Here is a 17,453-nt window from a genome sequence, read left to right as displayed (position 1 = left end):
TGGTTCGTCCACTACTCGATAGGTGCCGTCGCCCGGGGACACGAGTGCGCACGTCGCCTCAGTTTCCGATAACACCCAGGAGTCTTAGATGAAGCATTACGGGAGCGTCCGTGGCCGGGGGGCCAGTCGCCAGCGATCGATCGAACGTCCGATCCGCCCAATCCATCGTCACATCGCGATCGCGGCGAGCCTCGCCTTCGCACCGCTGGCCATGACGGCATTCGTGTCCGGCGCGTATGCGCAGACGCCCGCACAGCAAGGGGACGTCGCACTCGCCCCGACCCAGGTGAACGCCGAGCGTGCGCCGGAGAACGGTGCAGGCCCGGTGGATGGCATCGTCGCCAAGCGCAGCACCACGGGCACCAAAACCGACACGCCGCTCATCGAGAATCCGCAGTCGGTCTCGGTCATTCCGAAGGAAATGATTCAGGACCTCGGCGCGCAGACGGTGAGTCAGGCCATGCGCTACAGCGCCGGCGTGCTCGCCGACAACGCGGGCTTCGAGACCCGCTTCGACTGGATCAACATCCGTGGCTTCTCGGCGTCGACGCTGGGCTTATACATGGACGGCACCCGTCTGCAATCATCCACCGAATTCCAGCTCGATCCCTATGCGCTCGAGCGCATCGAGATTCTGCGCGGCCCGTCCTCGGTGCTGTATGGGCAGAACACACCGGGCGGCCTGATCAATATGGTGACGAAGAAGCCGCTGGACACGCCGCTTCACGAAATCCAGCTCTCGGCCGGTTCGTTCAAGAACAAGCAGGCGGCGTTCGACTTCAGCGGCCCGCTCGATGCCGACGGCAAGGTGCTCTACCGCCTCGTCGGCCTGTTTCGCGACAGCAACACGCAGGTCGACTACACGCCGAACGACCGTATCTATATCGCGCCGTCGCTCACGTGGAAGGCCACCGACAAGACCACGATCACGTTCGAGGCCAGTTACCAGCGCGACAAGCTCGGCTTCGGCCAGTTCCTGCCCGCCTCGGGCACGGTGTTGCCCAACCCGAACGGCCAGATCCCGGTCGGCCGGTTCGTGGGCGATCCGAACTACGACAACATCAAGCGCGAACAGGTCTTCGCCGGCTACCAGATCGAACACCGCTTCAACGATCAGGTCTCGTTCAAGCAGGCCGCACGCTATTCGTACTTCGACTACAAGGTCGATACGGACGCTTACGGTCTCGGCTATGCCCCGGGCAGCAATCGTCTGATCAATCGCCTGCCGTTCGCCGATTATCGTCAGACCGATGTGGTCACGATCGATAACCAGTTGCAAACGAAGTTCCAGACCGGCCCGCTCTCGCACGTGGCGCTGTTCGGCTTCGACTATTACTACTACAACGAGCATCGCAGCATGCGACAGGGCGTGGCCAGCGCGTCGAACCAGCTCGACATCTTCTCGCCGAACTATGGCGCGGCGGTGTTCGGCCTGACGCGTCAGGCGCTCAATACGGACTCTCGCTACACGCAGGGCGGGCTCTACTTCCAGGATCAGATCAAGTACGAGAAGTGGCTGCTCACGCTGGGCGTGCGCCAGGATTGGGCCGCGCAGAACGTCTACAACCGTCTCACGAACCGCTCGTCGAATCAGGCCGACTCGCAGGCGACCTATCGTGCGGGTCTGACGTATCTGTTCGACATGGGGCTCGCGCCGTACTTCAGCTACTCGGAGTCGTTCCAGCCGAACGTCGGCACGGACCGCTTCGGCAACCAGTTCAACCCGTCGAAGGGCAAGCAGTATGAAGTGGGCGTGAAGTACCAGCCCAAGGGCTACAACAGCTTCGTCACGCTGTCGCTGTTCGACATCCGCATGACGAACGTGCCCACGCCGGATCCGGTCAACACGGCGTTTTCAGTGACGACGGGCGAGCAGCATTCGAAGGGCTTCGAGCTGGAAGCCGTCGGCGAGATCACGGACAACCTGAAGGTGGTCGGCTCGTACACGAACACCAACATCGTGAACTCGAAGACGAACGACCCCACGCTGCGCGACAAGGTGCCGCCGCAGCAACCGCGCACGGCCGCCGCCCTCTGGGCGGACTACACGTTCCACGCGGGCGTGCTCAAGGGCTTCGGCTTCAACGGTGGGGTGCGCTACGTCGGGCCGACCTACATCGACGCGACCAACACCGCCGGACAGGCGCCGTCGCGCACGCTGGTCGACCTCGGCCTGCACTACCAGTACGACAAGCACTGGCGCTTCCAGCTCGACGGCAGCAACATCTTCGACAAGACCTACGTCGTGTGCGTGACGACCTCGCAGTGCGCCTACGGTGCCCGTCGCACGATTCTGGGCACGGCGAAGTACAGTTGGTAAGTTGGTGAGTCGGTAAGCTGCCAAGTCGACAAGTCGTCGATATGTGACAAGGCCTGCGGTTCGGCCTTGTCACGTCACACTTCATCAGCCCGGCATTTTCTTCCCGCCGTCCTTGATTTCCTCGCTTTCCTCGCTTTCCTTGCTTTGCTCGCTTTGCTCGTCTGCGCCCTCGATGCCGAACACTGCGGCGTGCAGCCCCGCGAAGAACGCATCATCGGGGTCTACCATGCCGAGCGAATTCGCGAGTCCATGCATCGGGTCGCGCGATGCCGGCGTCGCCGCCTCCCTATCCCTATCACTCGTGCCCTCGTCCGGCAATCCGCGTACGTCGGTCACGACGGTCATCGACGCCTGCGCGTCAGGCACGTGCGCGATACTGGGCTCCTGCGGATGTTTCGCGCTCACGTCCAGCGCCGCGAGATACGCGCCGTCGGTGAGCGCCGCATGTGCGGACTTCAGCGCCTGATTGGCCTCGCGCTGATTCAGGTATTTGACGACCAGCGCCGCCATGCCCGTGCCAATGTCCTTCCAGATCGGCGGCTGTTGCGCAGCGTCTTCCTTTTTGCGGGTGTTCACCAGCGTGACGACCATGTCTTCGCTGAACGCGCCCGTGGCGCTGGACAGTAACGACGCGCCCAGCAAACCCAGATAGCCCGGCAGCGGCACGTTCGCGGCGCCGCCCGACAGTCCGTTCACCAGGCGTGGCACCAGTTGCGCGCCGGCGGCGCCGAACAACCCCAACTGATAGGATTTGCAGAAGCTGCGCACCATCTCATCGGTCATCTCGCGGCGGTTGAACTTGGTGGTGATCGCGGCGCGCCACAGACCGCCGCCGGTCGCACGATTGGCGACATCGAGCGCGCGCTCGCTGATCTCCGCCACGCCAGCGCCGTCTCCCGAGCGCGCCAGCCAGCCGACGCGATCCGCCTTCCATTCCTCGATCATCTTCGCAATCGCCTCGCGACGCTGCGGCGGATAGCGATTCAGCGCTTTCTCCGTTTCCTTGATAGCGCGCTCCAGCATCGCCTCCGCAGGCGAGACAACGAGCTTGCGGAGCTTTTCCTCGTCCATGTCCTGCGGTCCGAGCACTTCGCCCGCCGCCATCCTGGCGCGGCTCGCCGGCTTCACCACGTCGGCGAACAAGGCGTTCAAACGATGCTTGGCGTCGACCTTACGCTGCTGGTCCTTCGGTGCGAGCAGCAGGAACTGCACCAGCAAGCTTGCGAGCACGATGCCCACGGAGACGAGCAGCACCTCGCGTGAATTGAGCAGATTCGCGCGGTGCGCCCCGTGACCGAGCAGCGATGCGACCGCCGCGAACGGCGGGCGTGAGATCTTCAACGCACCCTGACTCTGATTGGCGACACGCTGACGCAGCAACGTCGAAACCGTCATCATGAGCGTGCGGGCCTGCGTCTGCGCCGCCTGCCCCGCCTCGGCGACACGCCGGAAGGCGCCGAGCGCCCGCTCCCGATCGTGCGGCGCGAGCGCGGCGAGCCGTGCGTGCATGTCCGGTGCATCGAGCGCCACGTCCTGGCCGAGAAGCGTGTCCACGCACGTGCGCAACGCCTGTTTCGCGTCCTCCAGCGCTTTGGCGGCCGCTCGGGTCTTGTCCGATTCGATGGGCATGCGATGCTTGAAGTTGACCGACTTTTCATCGAGCTTCACGGAGGGGCCGCCGCGCGCCTGAATGAACTCGGACGTGCCCGTCGTGATCGGCTGCATGACGGCGTTGATCACCAGATTTGCGATCGATAGCACCACGCTGGCGTAGAGCGTCTTCATGGGATCGTGCGTCACCAGTCCGACCGTCGGCACCACGCCGTACTGCAATGCACTCGGCGCGAGCCTCGCGATCAGCAGCAGGTGATTGGCGCTGCGTTGTGCCCGCTGCTGGGCGCCGAGGTCTTCCGGCGCCATGCCCAGCGCCAGCCGCCAGCGGTCGAGGTAATGCTTGTCGACCTGGGCGAGCAATGCCTCGGCAGACGTCGCCAGTTTGCCCTCGCGAATCGCATGTGCGCCCGTGTGACGCACCTCGTTGATGATCGTCGCAATCTCCGCCGTGTCGATGAACCGGGTGCGCGCCGCCGTGATTTGCGAGCGGAAGCCCTCCCAGTCTTTCGGCAGCGCATTGAACAGGGGCCGGCGATCGGCTTCTGGATCGGCATGGTTCGCGCCGGGTTCACCAGACGCCGGCGTCGGCGTCGGCGCACGCACACCGCCACGCAGGGTTTGCAAACGGATGTCGGCCGAGCGGCCCCGGTCGCGCGTCGGCGTCGAGGTCGAGGTCGAGGTCGGTGTCGATATCGGCGCTGCGGCACCGGGCGGCGAAACGTCGGCAGCGCGATCGTGCGTGAGCGTTTCAGTGGGGGACGCCGCAGCGGAACCGGACGATCCGTACGATCCTGAACGGCGGAAAGACGACGAAGAACTTGGCATGGGAACCTCCCTTGGGCAGTCGATGGAACCATTGCGACCTGCCTATCGAACTTCGGGAGTCCCTGGGTACTAACGCAAGCGATATCCGCGCCGAGCACGATTGACGATGGCCCGGCATACCCCGATAGCCTACAAGACGGCAACGGGTGCGCGTACGCCGCTACGAATCGGTGATCCGCGAGCCGAAGCGCCGCCGTGCCGATCGCGCCCGATGCGACGCATTACCGCCCGTCAGCTACCCATGCCTCTCATTGCCCCCCATCGCGCTCAGGACGCCAACCGCCACCCCGCGCCCGCCTCATCCGACTTACCCGCCACCCCGGAAGGACTCACTTCGCTCAACGCGCGCACCACGTCGTCGATCCACGCCTGCGTGCGCGGCAACTGCATGTGGCTCGACGCCACCGTGCCCTCGTACACCGGCGCCGCACCGATGGCCCGGGTGAATCGCGCCCGATCTTGCGCAGCGCGACGCTCTACCCACCAGGCATGCACCGGGACGACGGCGGGACGTAACCGATGTGCGTCGGCCAGCGAACGCAGATGCGCGGTCACGCGGAACATATGCGCGAGTTCGTCGCGGCCGAGCGACGCGTAGTCTCCCGCCGCCGACGACGCGGCGTCGCCGTTGTGCATCGTCAACGCCGCATCGACGGCCGCCGCGAGCACCCCTTCGTCCAGCGGCTTGCCCGCATGCGAGGCCAGCGATGCCCGCAGCCCGGCGGCATCCACCTGCGGCAGGATCGTGACCAGATAGTCGAGCAGATCGCCGGTCCAGTCACGCGACGTCGCAACGGATGCCGTCTGCGCCTCGTGCTGCGGGACGAAAGTGTCCGCGAGTCCGAGGAACGCCACCGTCTCTGCGCTCGCACGCAGACGTTCGGCCATCGCCAGCGCTATCGGACCACCGAGCGACCAGCCGAGCAGATGATAAGGGCCTTGCGGTTGCGCGGTGCGCATGGCGTCGACGTAGCGTGCCGCCATCTCATCGAGCGACGTGTCGGTCCATTTCGGGTCGAGCAGCATGCGCGACTGGATGCCGATCACCGGACGCGTCCCGCTCAGCGCCTGAGCGAGTGGCCGGTAGTCGAACACCGTCCCCACTGCCGGATGCACGCAGAACAGCGCCGGCGCCGACGACGTGCCGTGATTCAGACGCACCAGCAAATCGCCCCCGGCTGCGGGCGCCGCGTCCGATGGCGAAAGCGCGGCCGCCAGTCGTGCGACCGTGCCGTGCTGCATCAGCTCGCGCAGACTCAGCTTGAGCGGCGGTGTGCCGCGTTTGAGGCGAGCGATCACTTGCAACGCCAGAATGGAGTCGCCGCCGATCTCGAAGAAATTGGCGTCGCGACCGACTTGCCCGACCTTGAGTACCGCCTGCCAGACGTCGGCGATACGCGCTTCGAGCGCATTGAGCGGCGCCGCCTCTGCACGCGTCTGCGAAGGCGACGCCGCCGCCGCCACGTCCGTCACGTCCGCCACGGCCGCCAGCAACGCGCGGCGGTCCACTTTGCCGTTAGCCGTCAGCGGGAGTTCCTCCACACGCACGAGACGCGCCGGCACCCAGGCGTCAGGCAAAACCGCCTGAAGCGCGGTTCTCGCCTGCGCGTGCGTCAACGTTCCCGTGAAACAGCCCAGCAACTGCGGCTGTCCTCGCTCCTGCCCCTCCCGCCCCTCCCGCCCCTCCTGCCCATTCAATCCATCGGCCCCCTGCCGCTCGACCAATACGACAGCATCGCGCACGCCGTCGAGCGCGCGCAGCGCATGCGCGACTTCGCCCGGTTCCACCCGGTAGCCGCGAATCTTGACCTGATCGTCGGCGCGCCCGAGATAGACGATCTGCCCGTCGAACCGGCGCTTCACCCGATCGCCCGTGCGGTACATCCGCGCACCGGGACGCCACGGGTCCGGCACGAACCGCTCGGCGGTCTTGCCCGGCTCGCCGAGATAACCTCGCGCAAGCGCGACGCCGCCGATATAAAGTTCACCGCTCACCCCCGGCGGTACCGCGTTGAGATCGTCATCGAGCACGTAGGCGCTCACATTCGGCAACGGCGCCCCCACGGGCAACAGAGCGTCGTGCGACGTCGCCGCATGCGTGAGCACGCCCACGGTCGTTTCCGTCGGACCGTAATGATTGAGCACACGCAAACCCGGGCGATGGCTGTGCAACAGCGCAAGCAATTCGGCATCTGCCGCTTCGCCACCGACGACGAGCCAGTCATGCGGCAACACCTCGCTGCCGGCGGCCAGCAGCAGCCCCTTGAGGTGACTCGGCACGATCTTCATCACCCCAATGCGGCGCGCGCCCATCCACTGGGCGAAGCGCCCTGCGTCGAATGCATCGTCGTGCGGCATCAGATGCAGCGGGCGCCCCATGGCGAGCGCCCCGAACAACACCGTGTGTCCGAGGTCGGCCGCCACGGTCGAGACCATCGCCATTCCCGCGGCTTCGGGCAATTCGCTCAGGCGTGACGACACGCCCTGCACGTAGTTGTGCAACGCCCCCCGGCCGACGACGACACCTTTGGGCTGTCCCGTCGATCCCGAGGTGTAGATCACGTAAGCCGCCTGCGACGGATGCACGCTGCGACTCACGAAGCGCGCCTCGTGTCCTGCGGCGTCCCCGGCCAGCAAGGTGTCCGAGTGCAGGGTACGGCACCCGTCGACGTCGGGCACCGACGCGAGTCCAGGTGCGACGATCAGCGCTTTCGCACCGCTGGCGTCGATCAGTTGTGCGAGACGTGCCGCCGGCTGCGCAGGGTCCAGCGGCACATAGGCCGCGCCGAGCTTCCAGACGCCGAGCATCGCGGCGACCCACGCAGCACTGCGCGGCATCAGAAGCGCGACACGATCTTCCGCGCCGACGCCGCACGAGGCCAACGCCTGCGCCACACGGTTGGCGTGGCCGTCGAGCGTGCGGCGCGACCATGCGCCGCCCTCGCCTTCGACCGCCAACGCCTCCCCGTCCTGCGCGACACGCGACGTCCACACGTCCATCCAGTCGCCGGTCTCCCAGGCACGCCGCTCGCCGTCGACGACGCACGGCGCGTCGGTCGTGAGCGCGACATCAGAGAGCCGCGCTCGCGGCGAATCCGTCAGTTGTCCAAGCAATCGGTGAAACGCGCGCGCGAGCGGCTCCACGGTGGTGGCGTCGAACAGATCTGTCGCATATGTCAGCGCGATCTGCAACGTATCGCCGCGCTCCAGCGTATCGAGCGAGAGATCGAAGTGCGAGCTTTGTCCGGCCACCGGCAACGGCTCGATGCGCAGGCCCGCCATCTCGGGTACCGCATCGCGTGCGATTTCGTGATTGAACTTCGCCTGAAACAGCGCGTTGACGGCCGCGTCGCGCGCCGGTTGCAGCGCTTCGACGAGTTTGTCGAACGGCACGTCGGCATGCGCCTGTGCTTCGATGGCGCGCATGCGCGTAGTCGCCACGAGATCGGCAAACGTCGCCGTCGGATCGAGGCCCACGCGCATCACCTGCGTGTTCACGAAGAACCCGATAAGCGGCTCCGTTTCCAGCTTTGCACGTCCGGCCACAGGCACGCCGACGCATACGTCGCGAACGCCCGAGATGCGGCCGAGCCACACGCCGTAGGCGGCGAGCAGCACAGTGTAGAGCGTCGTATCGTGAGTTCGCGCTAACGCACGCAGTCGTGCCGTCAGCGCCGCATCGGCTTGCATGACGTACGTCGCGCCGCGCCCGCTCGGCACGGCCGGTCGCGCACGGTCGGCCGGCAACGGCAACACCGGATGCGCCTCGCCGATATGCTCGCGCCAGTACGCCAGTTGACGCTCCAGTTCGCCGGCTTCCAGCCAGCCGCGTTGCCAGATGGCGTAATCGGCGTATTGGATCGCAAGGTCGGGCAGCGGCGCGACGTGAGTGCCCGCTGCGGCCAAGCGCGCATACCCTCGCGTGCACTCTTCGACCAGACGCGTCATCGACCACGCGTCCGCCACGATGTGATGCAACGTGAGCAGCAACACATGTTCGTCCGGCGCCAGGCGGATAAGCCGCGCACGCATCAACGGCGCGGCGTCCAGCGCGAACGGACGCACGGCTTCTTGCTGGGCGCAGGCTTGCACACGGGCCTGCCGATCGGCGACGCTCCCCGCGTCGCCCTGCCAGTCCTCATAGTCGAGCGCGAACGGGACCTCGGCACGCACGCGTTGCAGCGCGCCGTTCGGCCCTTCGTGGAAGCTGGTGCGCAGCGCCTCATGCCGCGCGACGATGGCGGAAAAGGCCTGCGACAGCGCGGCGACGTCGAGCGCGCCGTGCAAGCGCACCGCCGCCGGAATGTTGTACGCGCCGGTGCCCGGCGAGAGTTGCTCCACGACCCACAGGCGCTGTTGCGCATACGACAGCGGCGCGTCGGTGCCGTGACGCAGGCCGCCGGGAATCGGCAGCCCGGCCAGATCGATGCCCTGCTCGCGGGCACGCGTCTGGAATACGCGACGCTTGTCGCCCGGCAAGGCGAGAAAGCGCCGCATCAGCGCCGAATCTTCGGCACCTGCCGGGCCGGTGGCACCGGTGACGTTGGCGGAATTGGCCAGAGACATCGCGAGATCCTTCTATCGAACAACCACACATCGAATTCAGACGGCCTCGCTGCGCACGACACCACGCACGCGCGAGGCCCCTTGTCACTTACCGGCTGTCTGGCCGGGTGGGCGAGAATGGCATCACGCCGCATCGGCCTCCAGATCGCCGAGCAGATCGTCGAGCACATGGCGTGCATGCGCGTCGAGCGCCGCCGGTGCAACAGCCGACCACGCGGCGCAGAAGTCGGACAGCACCGGCGTCTCGAACAACTGACGCAACGCCACCGGCCGCCCGGACGCCGCTTGCAGACGCGCCACCATTTGCGTGGCGAGCAGCGAATGCCCGCCCAGGGCGAAGAAGTTGTCGTGCCGGCCCACACGCGCGACGCCGAGCACCGTCTGCCAGACGGCGGCGACGTCCGTCTCCACCCCGGCCTCCGGGGGCACGAAGCGTGCGGCAGCGGCATGGGGTGCCGGAAGCGCCCGGCGGTCGAGCTTGCCGTTCGGCGTCAGCGGCAGCGCGTCGAGCCGCAGCCACTGCCCCGGCATCATGAACGACGGCACGCGTGTGGCGAGGTGCTCGCGCAAACGCTCCCAGAGGCCGTCGTCGCCGGCGCTTGCCACGACGTAGGCCACGAGTTGTTCCCCGAGCCCATCGTCGCGCACGATCACGGCCGCATCGCTCACGTCGTCATGCGCCAGCAATTGCGCCTCGATCTCGCCCGGTTCGATGCGGAAGCCGCGCAGCTTGACCTGCTGATCGCCGCGGCCCAGATAGTCGAGCGTGCCGTCGGGCAAACGCCGCACGCGGTCGCCGGTCTGGTACATGCGCGCCCCGGCGGGGCCCCACGGGTCGGGGACGAAGCGCTCGGCGCTCAGGCCGGGGCGGCCCAGATATCCCCGCGCCAGCCCGTCTCCGCCGACGTAGAGATCGCCCGGCACGCCCATCGGCACTTCTGCGAGCGAGGCGTCGAGCACGCGCCAGCCGATATCGGGCAGCGCCTCGCCGATCGGCGACTGGCCGATGCCCGCCTCGGCGGCTTCAGGCGTGACGACGCCGTAGCTCACGTAGACAGTCGTCTCCGTCGGCCCGTACATATTCACGATGCGCGTCTGTGCGCCGAAGTGCGACCACCACGGCGCGAGCCGTCGCGGCGTGAGCGCTTCGCCCGCCAGCACGATATGACGCAACGACGTCTGCGATGCGCCCTCGGGCAACGCGGCCAGGATCTGATAGAACGCCGAGGGCGTCTGACACAACACCGTCACCCGTTGCTGCTCGATCATCGTCCACAACGCCCGCGGCTCGCGGCTCGTGTAGTACGGCACGACGACGAGGCGCCCGCCGTGCGACAACGCCCCGAAGATTTCCCACACGGACACGTCGAACGCATACGAGTGGAACATCGTCCAGACGTCGTGCGTGCCGAAGCCGAACCAGCCTTCGGTCGATTGCAGCAAACGCATCAGTTGACGATGCGCGACCGGCACGCCCTTCGGCCGCCCCGTCGATCCCGACGTGTAGATCACGTAAGCCAGCTGGTCGACGTGAATGCACACCTCGGGGGCGGTCGGCGGCAAGGAGGTATCGCGCGCCAGCGCATCGATGCTCAGGCTGCCCGGCGGCAGCCACAGGGGCATGCCGAGCGCGGCGTCGGTGACGACCACGTCGATGCCCGCATCCTCCACGACGTAGGCGAGACGCTCGTCCGGGTAGGCGGGGTCGAGCGGCACGTATGCAGCGCCCGCTTTCATCACGCCGAGTATGGCGACGATGAGTTCCACGCGACGCGACAGCGCAATCCCCACGCGATCCTCGCCCGTCACGCCACGACGTAACAACGCGTGCGCCACGCGATTCGCCTGTGCTTCGAGTTCGGCGTACGTGAGCGAGCGCTCGCCGTCGGTGACAGCGATCGCCTCCGGCTGTGTGCGCGCGAAGGCGGCAATCGTGCGATCGACGGTGGTCGTCACGTCGAAGGTCCGGCGCGGCCCGCGCTGCGTCGGCCATGCGAGGTCGCTATCGTGCAGCACGACATCGGCGACGCGCAGCGGTGTCGACGGCTGCGCCGCGCACAGTTGCGAAAGCAGGTCGTGCAACTGTGTCCACAGGCGCTCGACGGCCGCGTCGTCGAAGCACCGGCGGTCATAGCTCATCCGTACATCGATGGTCTCGCCCGACGCGATACCGATCGTGAGCGGGTAATGCGTCGTCTCCACGTTCACGATGTCGCCGAAGCGCAGCGCCTGCGCGCCCTGCGCGCGCAACGCCCGATCCACCGGGTAGTTCTCGAACACGATGAGCGAGTCGAACAGCGCTTGCCCCGGCCAGCCGACCCAGCGCTGAATGTCGTAAAGCGGCGTGCTTTCCGCTTCACGCAGTGCGAGGTTGTCTTCCTGCAAGCGGTGCAGCCAGTCGTCGAGACCGTCGGACGGCGTCGGGCCCTGCAAGACCGGCAACGTGTTGATGAACAGGCCCATCATGCGTTCCGCGCCGGGCAACTCGGCGGGACGACCCGAGACGGTGACGCCGAAGCAGACATCGCGCTTGCCCGTGTAACGCTGGAGCAGCAGCGTCCACGCGCCCTGCATCAGCGTGTTGACGGTCAGACGTCGAGCGCGAGCGGCGCGCTGCCATGCCTGCGCGCTCGCCGCCTCGACACGGAACGTGCGTTCGCCGTGCCCTTGCTGCGGAGCCGAGGTGCGCAGCACGGTCTCGTGCAACTGCGTCGGCGACGTGAAGGCGGCGAGGCGCTCACGCCAGAACGATTCGCCGTCCCGGGGGGCATGCGCGTCGAGCCACGCGATGTAATCGCGAAAGCGCGGCGCCGGTCCCGCCGCGTCGGGCGTGCCCGACAGATAGGCCTGAAGGATCTCTCCGATGAGTTGCGCACTGCTCCATCCGTCGAGCAATACGTGATGCAGCGTCCAGATCAGTTGCCACGCCCCGCCACTGCGTGCGCTTGCGTCACCGCCCTCACCTTCGTCGGAGACATGCACGAGCACCACCCGTTGCAACGGGGCACTCGCCAGGTCGAAGCCCTGCGCGCGCTCCTCCTGCGCGAGCGCGCTCAGCACGCCCTCCCCCTGTTGCGCCACACGCTCGCGCCAGTCGAGCACGCGCAGCGCCTGCGGCACCTCGCGATGCACCAGTTGCAACGGCGGCGCATCGTCACGCCACACGAAGCTCGTACGCAGAATCGCATGACGCCGGACCGCTGCCTGCCAGGCGGCGGCGAAGGCATCGGCCTGCAACCCTTCGAGACGAATCTGAAGCTGGTTGATGTAAGACGCGCTGTCCGGCGCCAGCCGCGCATGGAACACCATGCCCTGCTGCATCGGCGAGAGCGGATAGGCGTCTTCAAGGTGGGTGAGCGGCACCGGCAGGGCCGCGAGTTCCGCCTCACTCAGATTCGCCAGCGGGAAATCGGCCGCACTGGTGAGCTGCCCGTCGACGCTGGCACCGACGAGCGTATCGAGCGCGGCACGCATGCGCGCCGCCACACCGGCGATCGTCGCCTCGTGAAAGCGCTCACGGGAGAAGCGCCAATGCAGGCGCAGACAACCGTCGGCGATCGCGCCGTCGACACACAGCCAGTTGCCCAGCGGTGCCGCCGCGTCGCGTGCCGCGCCGGCGGGCGCATCGCTCGGGGCGAAACGCCCCTCTCCAAAACCGGCGTCGATCCGACCGAGATAGTTGAAGGTGACACGCCCCTGCGGGAGTGCGGCCATGGCGGCGCGCACCTCGTCGTCACCGTGGTAGCGCAACGCGCCGAAACCGAGACCGGCGCGCGCAATGGCGCGCCACGAGCGCTTGAGCGCGAACAGGGTTTCGCGCGGGGACGTCGAGACATCGACCGCCACCGGGTAGACCGATGTGAACCACCCGAGCGTGCGCGTCAGATCGAAGGCCTCGGTGCCCGGGACCTCGTCGCGGCCGTGGCCTTCGACACACAGCGCCACGCGCCCCGCGCCCGTCCACTCCCCGACGGCCTGCGCCAGCGCAGCGACGAGCAATTCATGGATGCGGGCCCGATCGTTGGCCGCCCCCAGCAGACGGCGCGTGGCCGCGCCGTCGAGTGCGACGGTGACTTCCGCGGCGTGCGCCTGACGATCACCGTTGGCAGGTGTGGCATCCACAGGCAGCGCATCGTGCGCGCCTTGTAACGTCCGTGTCCAGAACTGCGCCTCCTGCTTGGCCTCGGGCGACGACGCCCAGTCGCGCCAGTAGGTGGCCCACGCGCCGAAGGTCGAACCGTTCCCGGCCAGCGCCACCGGCTGACCGGCCTCCCGTTGCGCGAGCGCGCGTTGCAAGTCGCCCAGCAAAATACGCCAGGACACGCCGTCGACCGCGATGTGATGACACACGAGCAGCAAGCGCTGACGCCCACCCTTCAGGTTGACGAGCACCGCGCGCAACAATGGGCCGTCCGACAGCGACAAGCCGCGTTGTGCGCGTTCGGCGGCGGCAAGCGCCTGCGATTCGTCCGCAGCATCGACAACGTCCAGCGCAACGAGCAACGCCTGCGACGGGGCGCGACGGGACTGCCAGACCCCATTGACCTGAACGTAGCGCATTTGCAGCGCTTCATGATGCGTCGCGACGGCTTGCAACGCATCGAGAAGCGTCTGCGCGTCGAGTGCAGGGGTGCCGTCCCGCACGTCGACCTGCACCCACTGGTTCCAGTGATCGCGCTGCACGACCGGTTCGCTGAAGAACCACGCCTGGATCGGCGAGAGCGGCACGTCGGCACCGGGCGCGGACACCGATGGTCCGCCGTCGGCGGCAACCTGCCCCGGCACCGCGACGGCGGCAAGCTCGCTCAGCGTCTGATGCCTGAACACGTCGCGCACGGTGATCCGCCAGTCGGCCTCGCGCGCCCGGCTCACCAGTTGCAATGCGATGATGGAGTCGCCGCCAAGGGCAAAGAAGTTGTCGGCACGCCCCACCTGCGGCGCGCCAAGCAACTGGGTCCAGATCGCGGCCAGGTCGGTCTCCGCGCCGGCGCGCGGCGCTTCGGCGCTCGCGCTGAGCCACACCGGCTCGGGCAGTCGCTTGCGGTCGAGCTTGCCGTTGACGAGCTTGGGCAATGCGTCGAGCACGAGAATCTGCGCGGGCACGAGATATGACGGCAAGCGCGCCGCGAGTGACTGGTGCAACTGCGCTGCGAAAGCCGTCGCATCGACGCCGTCGGGCCGCGTCGCGCTTACGTGCGCGATCAGTTGCACGCCCGCCGGCCCCTGAGCGGCGCCCACCACGGCTTCGCGCACGCCCGTTTCCGCGAGCAATTGCGCCTCGACTTCGCCCGGTTCGATGCGGAACCCGCGCACCTTGAGTTGCTGATCGCGACGCCCGAGGTATTCGAGCGTGCCGTCGTCGAGCCAGCGCACGCGGTCGCCGGTGCGATACATGCGCGCGCCCGGCGTGCCCCACGGATCGGGGACGAACCGCTCGGCGCTCTGACCGGGACGCGCCAGATAGCCGCGTGCCACGCCCTCGCCGCCAAGATAGAGTTCGCCCGCGACGCCCACCGGCACCGGTTGCAGGCGCGCGTCGAGCACATACGCCCGGCGCTGGCCGACGAGCGAGCCGATGGGGGCGTAAGGCGTCGGACTCTGCATGCCCGCCTGCACCGTCCAGTTCACCGGCGTCACCACGGTCTCCGTCGGCCCGTAGCCATTGAGCAGACGCGACGGTTGCAGCGTGCGCATGACCAGCGAGAGCGTATCGCGCGAGAGGGCTTCGCCACCGCACGAGTAAATGAGACCCGGCGGCACCGCGCCGGGATGTGCGTCCACCCACTGCGCGACGTGGCGCAACAGCGCGGTCGGCAAGCCCGCGTTCGTGACGCGTCGCGCGACGATCTGCTCGCAAATTTCCTCGGGCGTCCACTGACGCGGGCCGCGCAACACGACGCACGCGCCTTGCGACAGCAATGTCAGCCACCGCTCGTGCGCGCCGTCGAACGAGAGCGATGCCACATGCAGTTCGCGGAACGCCGGCGTCATGCCGAACAGTCCGGCAATCGCGCGGCAGTGCATGGCGATGGGGCCGTGCGAGACGGCAACGCCTTTGGGACGTCCGGTCGATCCGGAGGTGAAGATCACATAAGCCAGTTGGGCGGGATGCAACGCCGGCAGGGTGGCTTCGCGGGCCGGCGACGTCGTTGCCAGCGCGATATCCAGTCCGGCCACCGCCGCCGGCAGACGCGCCAGTCCCGGCGCGTCCGTCACCACCAGCGCAATCCCGGCGTCGAGGCACAATTCGGCCACGCGCTCGTCCGGATGCTCGACGTCCAGCGGGACGTACGCCCCACCCGCACGAAGCACGGCGAGCATCGCCACCAGCGAATTGGCGGATCGGTCGAGCCGCACGCCCACGCGCGTCTCGGGCGCAAGGCCGCGAGCGAGGAGATGCGCCGCCAGCGTGTCGGCACGGCGCAGCAGGTCACCGTACGTCAACACGTCGCCGTCGCACTCGACGGCGTGTGCGTGCGGGCGAAGCGCGGCGTGCGAGGCGATCCTGTCGGGCAAAAGCCGCTCGTCGTCGTACTGCGCTTTCGCCGGGTCGCCCCAGCCACGGATGGCCGCGAGTTCATCGGCATCGGCCAGCGGCAAGTCTTGCAGCGGCGATGCCGGTTGCGCCAGAAGCGCCGAGAGCAGCGTCTGCCAATGCCGGCAAATGCGCTGCGCCGTCGCATGCGAGAAGACGTCGCATGCATAGCCGAGTCCGCCGCCCAGCGTGCCGTCCGGCGACTCGACGATGCCCAGGTCGAGATCGAATTTCGCCTGCGTCGTCTCGCCGTCGAGCACCGTCGCCGTCACGCCCGGCAGTTGCAGCGCAGCGGCCGCATGACGCCGTTGATGGTTCACCATCACCTGAAACAGCGGACTATGGCTCAGGCTGCGGGCCGGGGCCAGACGCTCCACCACTTGCTCGAACGGCACATCGGCGTGGCGTTGCGCATCGAGCAATGTATCGCGCACCTGCGCGAGCAACGCGCCGAATCCCGCCCTCGGATCGACTTTCGCCCGCACGACCACCGTATTCACGAAACAGCCCACGACACGCTCCAGTGCCGTGCGGCTGCGATGGCTGACCGGCACGCCCACGCGCACATCGATGTGACCGCCAACGGCGTCGTCGTCGCTTTGCCCGGCGGCGTAGCGGGCCAGCAGTGCCTGGAACGACGCCAGCAGCACCGCGAACGGCGTCGTCTGCGCCTCCCGGGCCACGTCGCGCACGCGCGCGGCCAGCGGCTCCGGCAACGTGAAGGCGACACGGCCACCCTCGGCATCGCGCTGTGCCGGACGGTGGCGATCCAGCGGCAGCGCCAGCAGATCGTCGGCGTCGGCCAGTTGCGTCGCCCAGTAATCGAGTTGTCCGGCAAGCGCTTCGCCACCGAGACGCATGCGTTGCCAGATCGCGTAATCGCCGTACGACGGCCCGGACGACTGCATCGCCGGCGTCTGCCCGTTGCGCACGAGCGCATAGTCGCGGGCGATCTCACCGATAAGCACGTCCAGCGAGCCGCCATCCGAGATCAGGTGATGCATCGTGAGCACCAGTACATGGCGCGTCGGTGTCACGCGCAGCAACGTCGTGCGCACGAGCGGTCCGCGCGCCAGATCGAACGCGGCACGGCTCGCCTGCGCGACGGCGTCACGCACGTCGACATCGGCTTCATGAATGACGTCGGTGGCATCGGTGGCATCGGTGGCTGATGTGGCAAGGTCCACCACGTCGAGCGGCACATCGACACAAGCGTGCACGCGTTGCATGAGCTTGCCGTCTTCGACGTCGAACGTCGTGCGCAGCGCCGCATGCCGGGCGACGGCGGCGGCGAACGCCTGTGCCAGCGCCGACGTGTCGAGATCGCCGTCCAGTTGCACGGCGCCGGTGATGTGGTAGGTGTCGTGCCGGTCGTCCAGTTGCAGCAGCGTCCACATGCGCTGTTGGGCGAACGAAGCGGCTGAAGTGACCGACGCGACGGCGGGCTCGCCCGCCGGCGCGTGCGGTCGCGGCGCCCAGCCGTCGAGCGGCAAGTGCTCGCGCACATCCACGCCCTTGCGTTCGAGCAAGGCGATCATCGCCTGCCGTTGCGTCGGGGCGAGACGCGAAAGCGTCGTTTGAATATCGTCCATA

The 17,453-nt window shown here is 67.6% G+C and carries 4 protein-coding genes; 1 reads left to right on the top strand and 3 read right to left on the bottom strand.

All coding sequences use genetic code 11. From position 1 onward, the window contains the following. Positions 1-88: 88 nt before the first annotated feature. Positions 89-2,320, top strand: a complete 2,232-nt coding sequence (locus PAN31108_RS16710; RefSeq protein ID WP_150669942.1) for a TonB-dependent siderophore receptor — start codon at positions 89-91, stop codon at positions 2,318-2,320. An 84-nt stretch (positions 2,321-2,404) separates the two neighbouring features. On the opposite strand, the gene PAN31108_RS16705 is transcribed toward PAN31108_RS16710, so the two are convergent. The 3 genes from PAN31108_RS16705 to PAN31108_RS16695 form a co-directional block, all read right to left on the bottom strand. Beyond that, complete coding sequence (locus tag PAN31108_RS16705) at positions 2,405-4,759, bottom strand: hypothetical protein (protein WP_150669941.1); 2,355 nt, start codon at positions 4,757-4,759, stop codon at positions 2,405-2,407. A 267-nt stretch (positions 4,760-5,026) separates the two neighbouring features. Continuing rightward, positions 5,027-9,325 (bottom strand): non-ribosomal peptide synthetase, encoded by a 4,299-nt coding sequence (locus PAN31108_RS16700; RefSeq protein ID WP_150669940.1) that lies wholly within the window; start codon positions 9,323-9,325, stop codon positions 5,027-5,029. Between the two features lie 123 nt (positions 9,326-9,448). Then, positions 9,449-17,452, bottom strand: a complete 8,004-nt coding sequence (locus PAN31108_RS16695) for a non-ribosomal peptide synthetase (protein WP_150669939.1) — start codon at positions 17,450-17,452, stop codon at positions 9,449-9,451. Position 17,453: the final 1 nt, after the last annotated feature.

This window comes from Pandoraea anhela (genome assembly GCF_902459655.1).
Classification (GTDB): Bacteria; Pseudomonadota; Gammaproteobacteria; order Burkholderiales; family Burkholderiaceae; genus Pandoraea; species Pandoraea anhela.
The sequence above is the reverse complement of the archived record's forward strand: the minus strand, read 5'-3'. Positions and strand labels throughout refer to the sequence as shown.

Coding starts and splice junctions, on each gene's coding strand:
- PAN31108_RS16710 (WP_150669942.1), top strand. CDS start 89: ATGAAGCATTACGGGAGCGTCCGTGGCCGGGGGGCCAGTCGCCAGCGA.
- PAN31108_RS16705 (WP_150669941.1), bottom strand. CDS start 4,759: ATGCCAAGTTCTTCGTCGTCTTTCCGCCGTTCAGGATCGTACGGATCG.
- PAN31108_RS16700 (WP_150669940.1), bottom strand. CDS start 9,325: ATGTCTCTGGCCAATTCCGCCAACGTCACCGGTGCCACCGGCCCGGCA.
- PAN31108_RS16695 (WP_150669939.1), bottom strand. CDS start 17,452: ATGGACGATATTCAAACGACGCTTTCGCGTCTCGCCCCGACGCAACGG.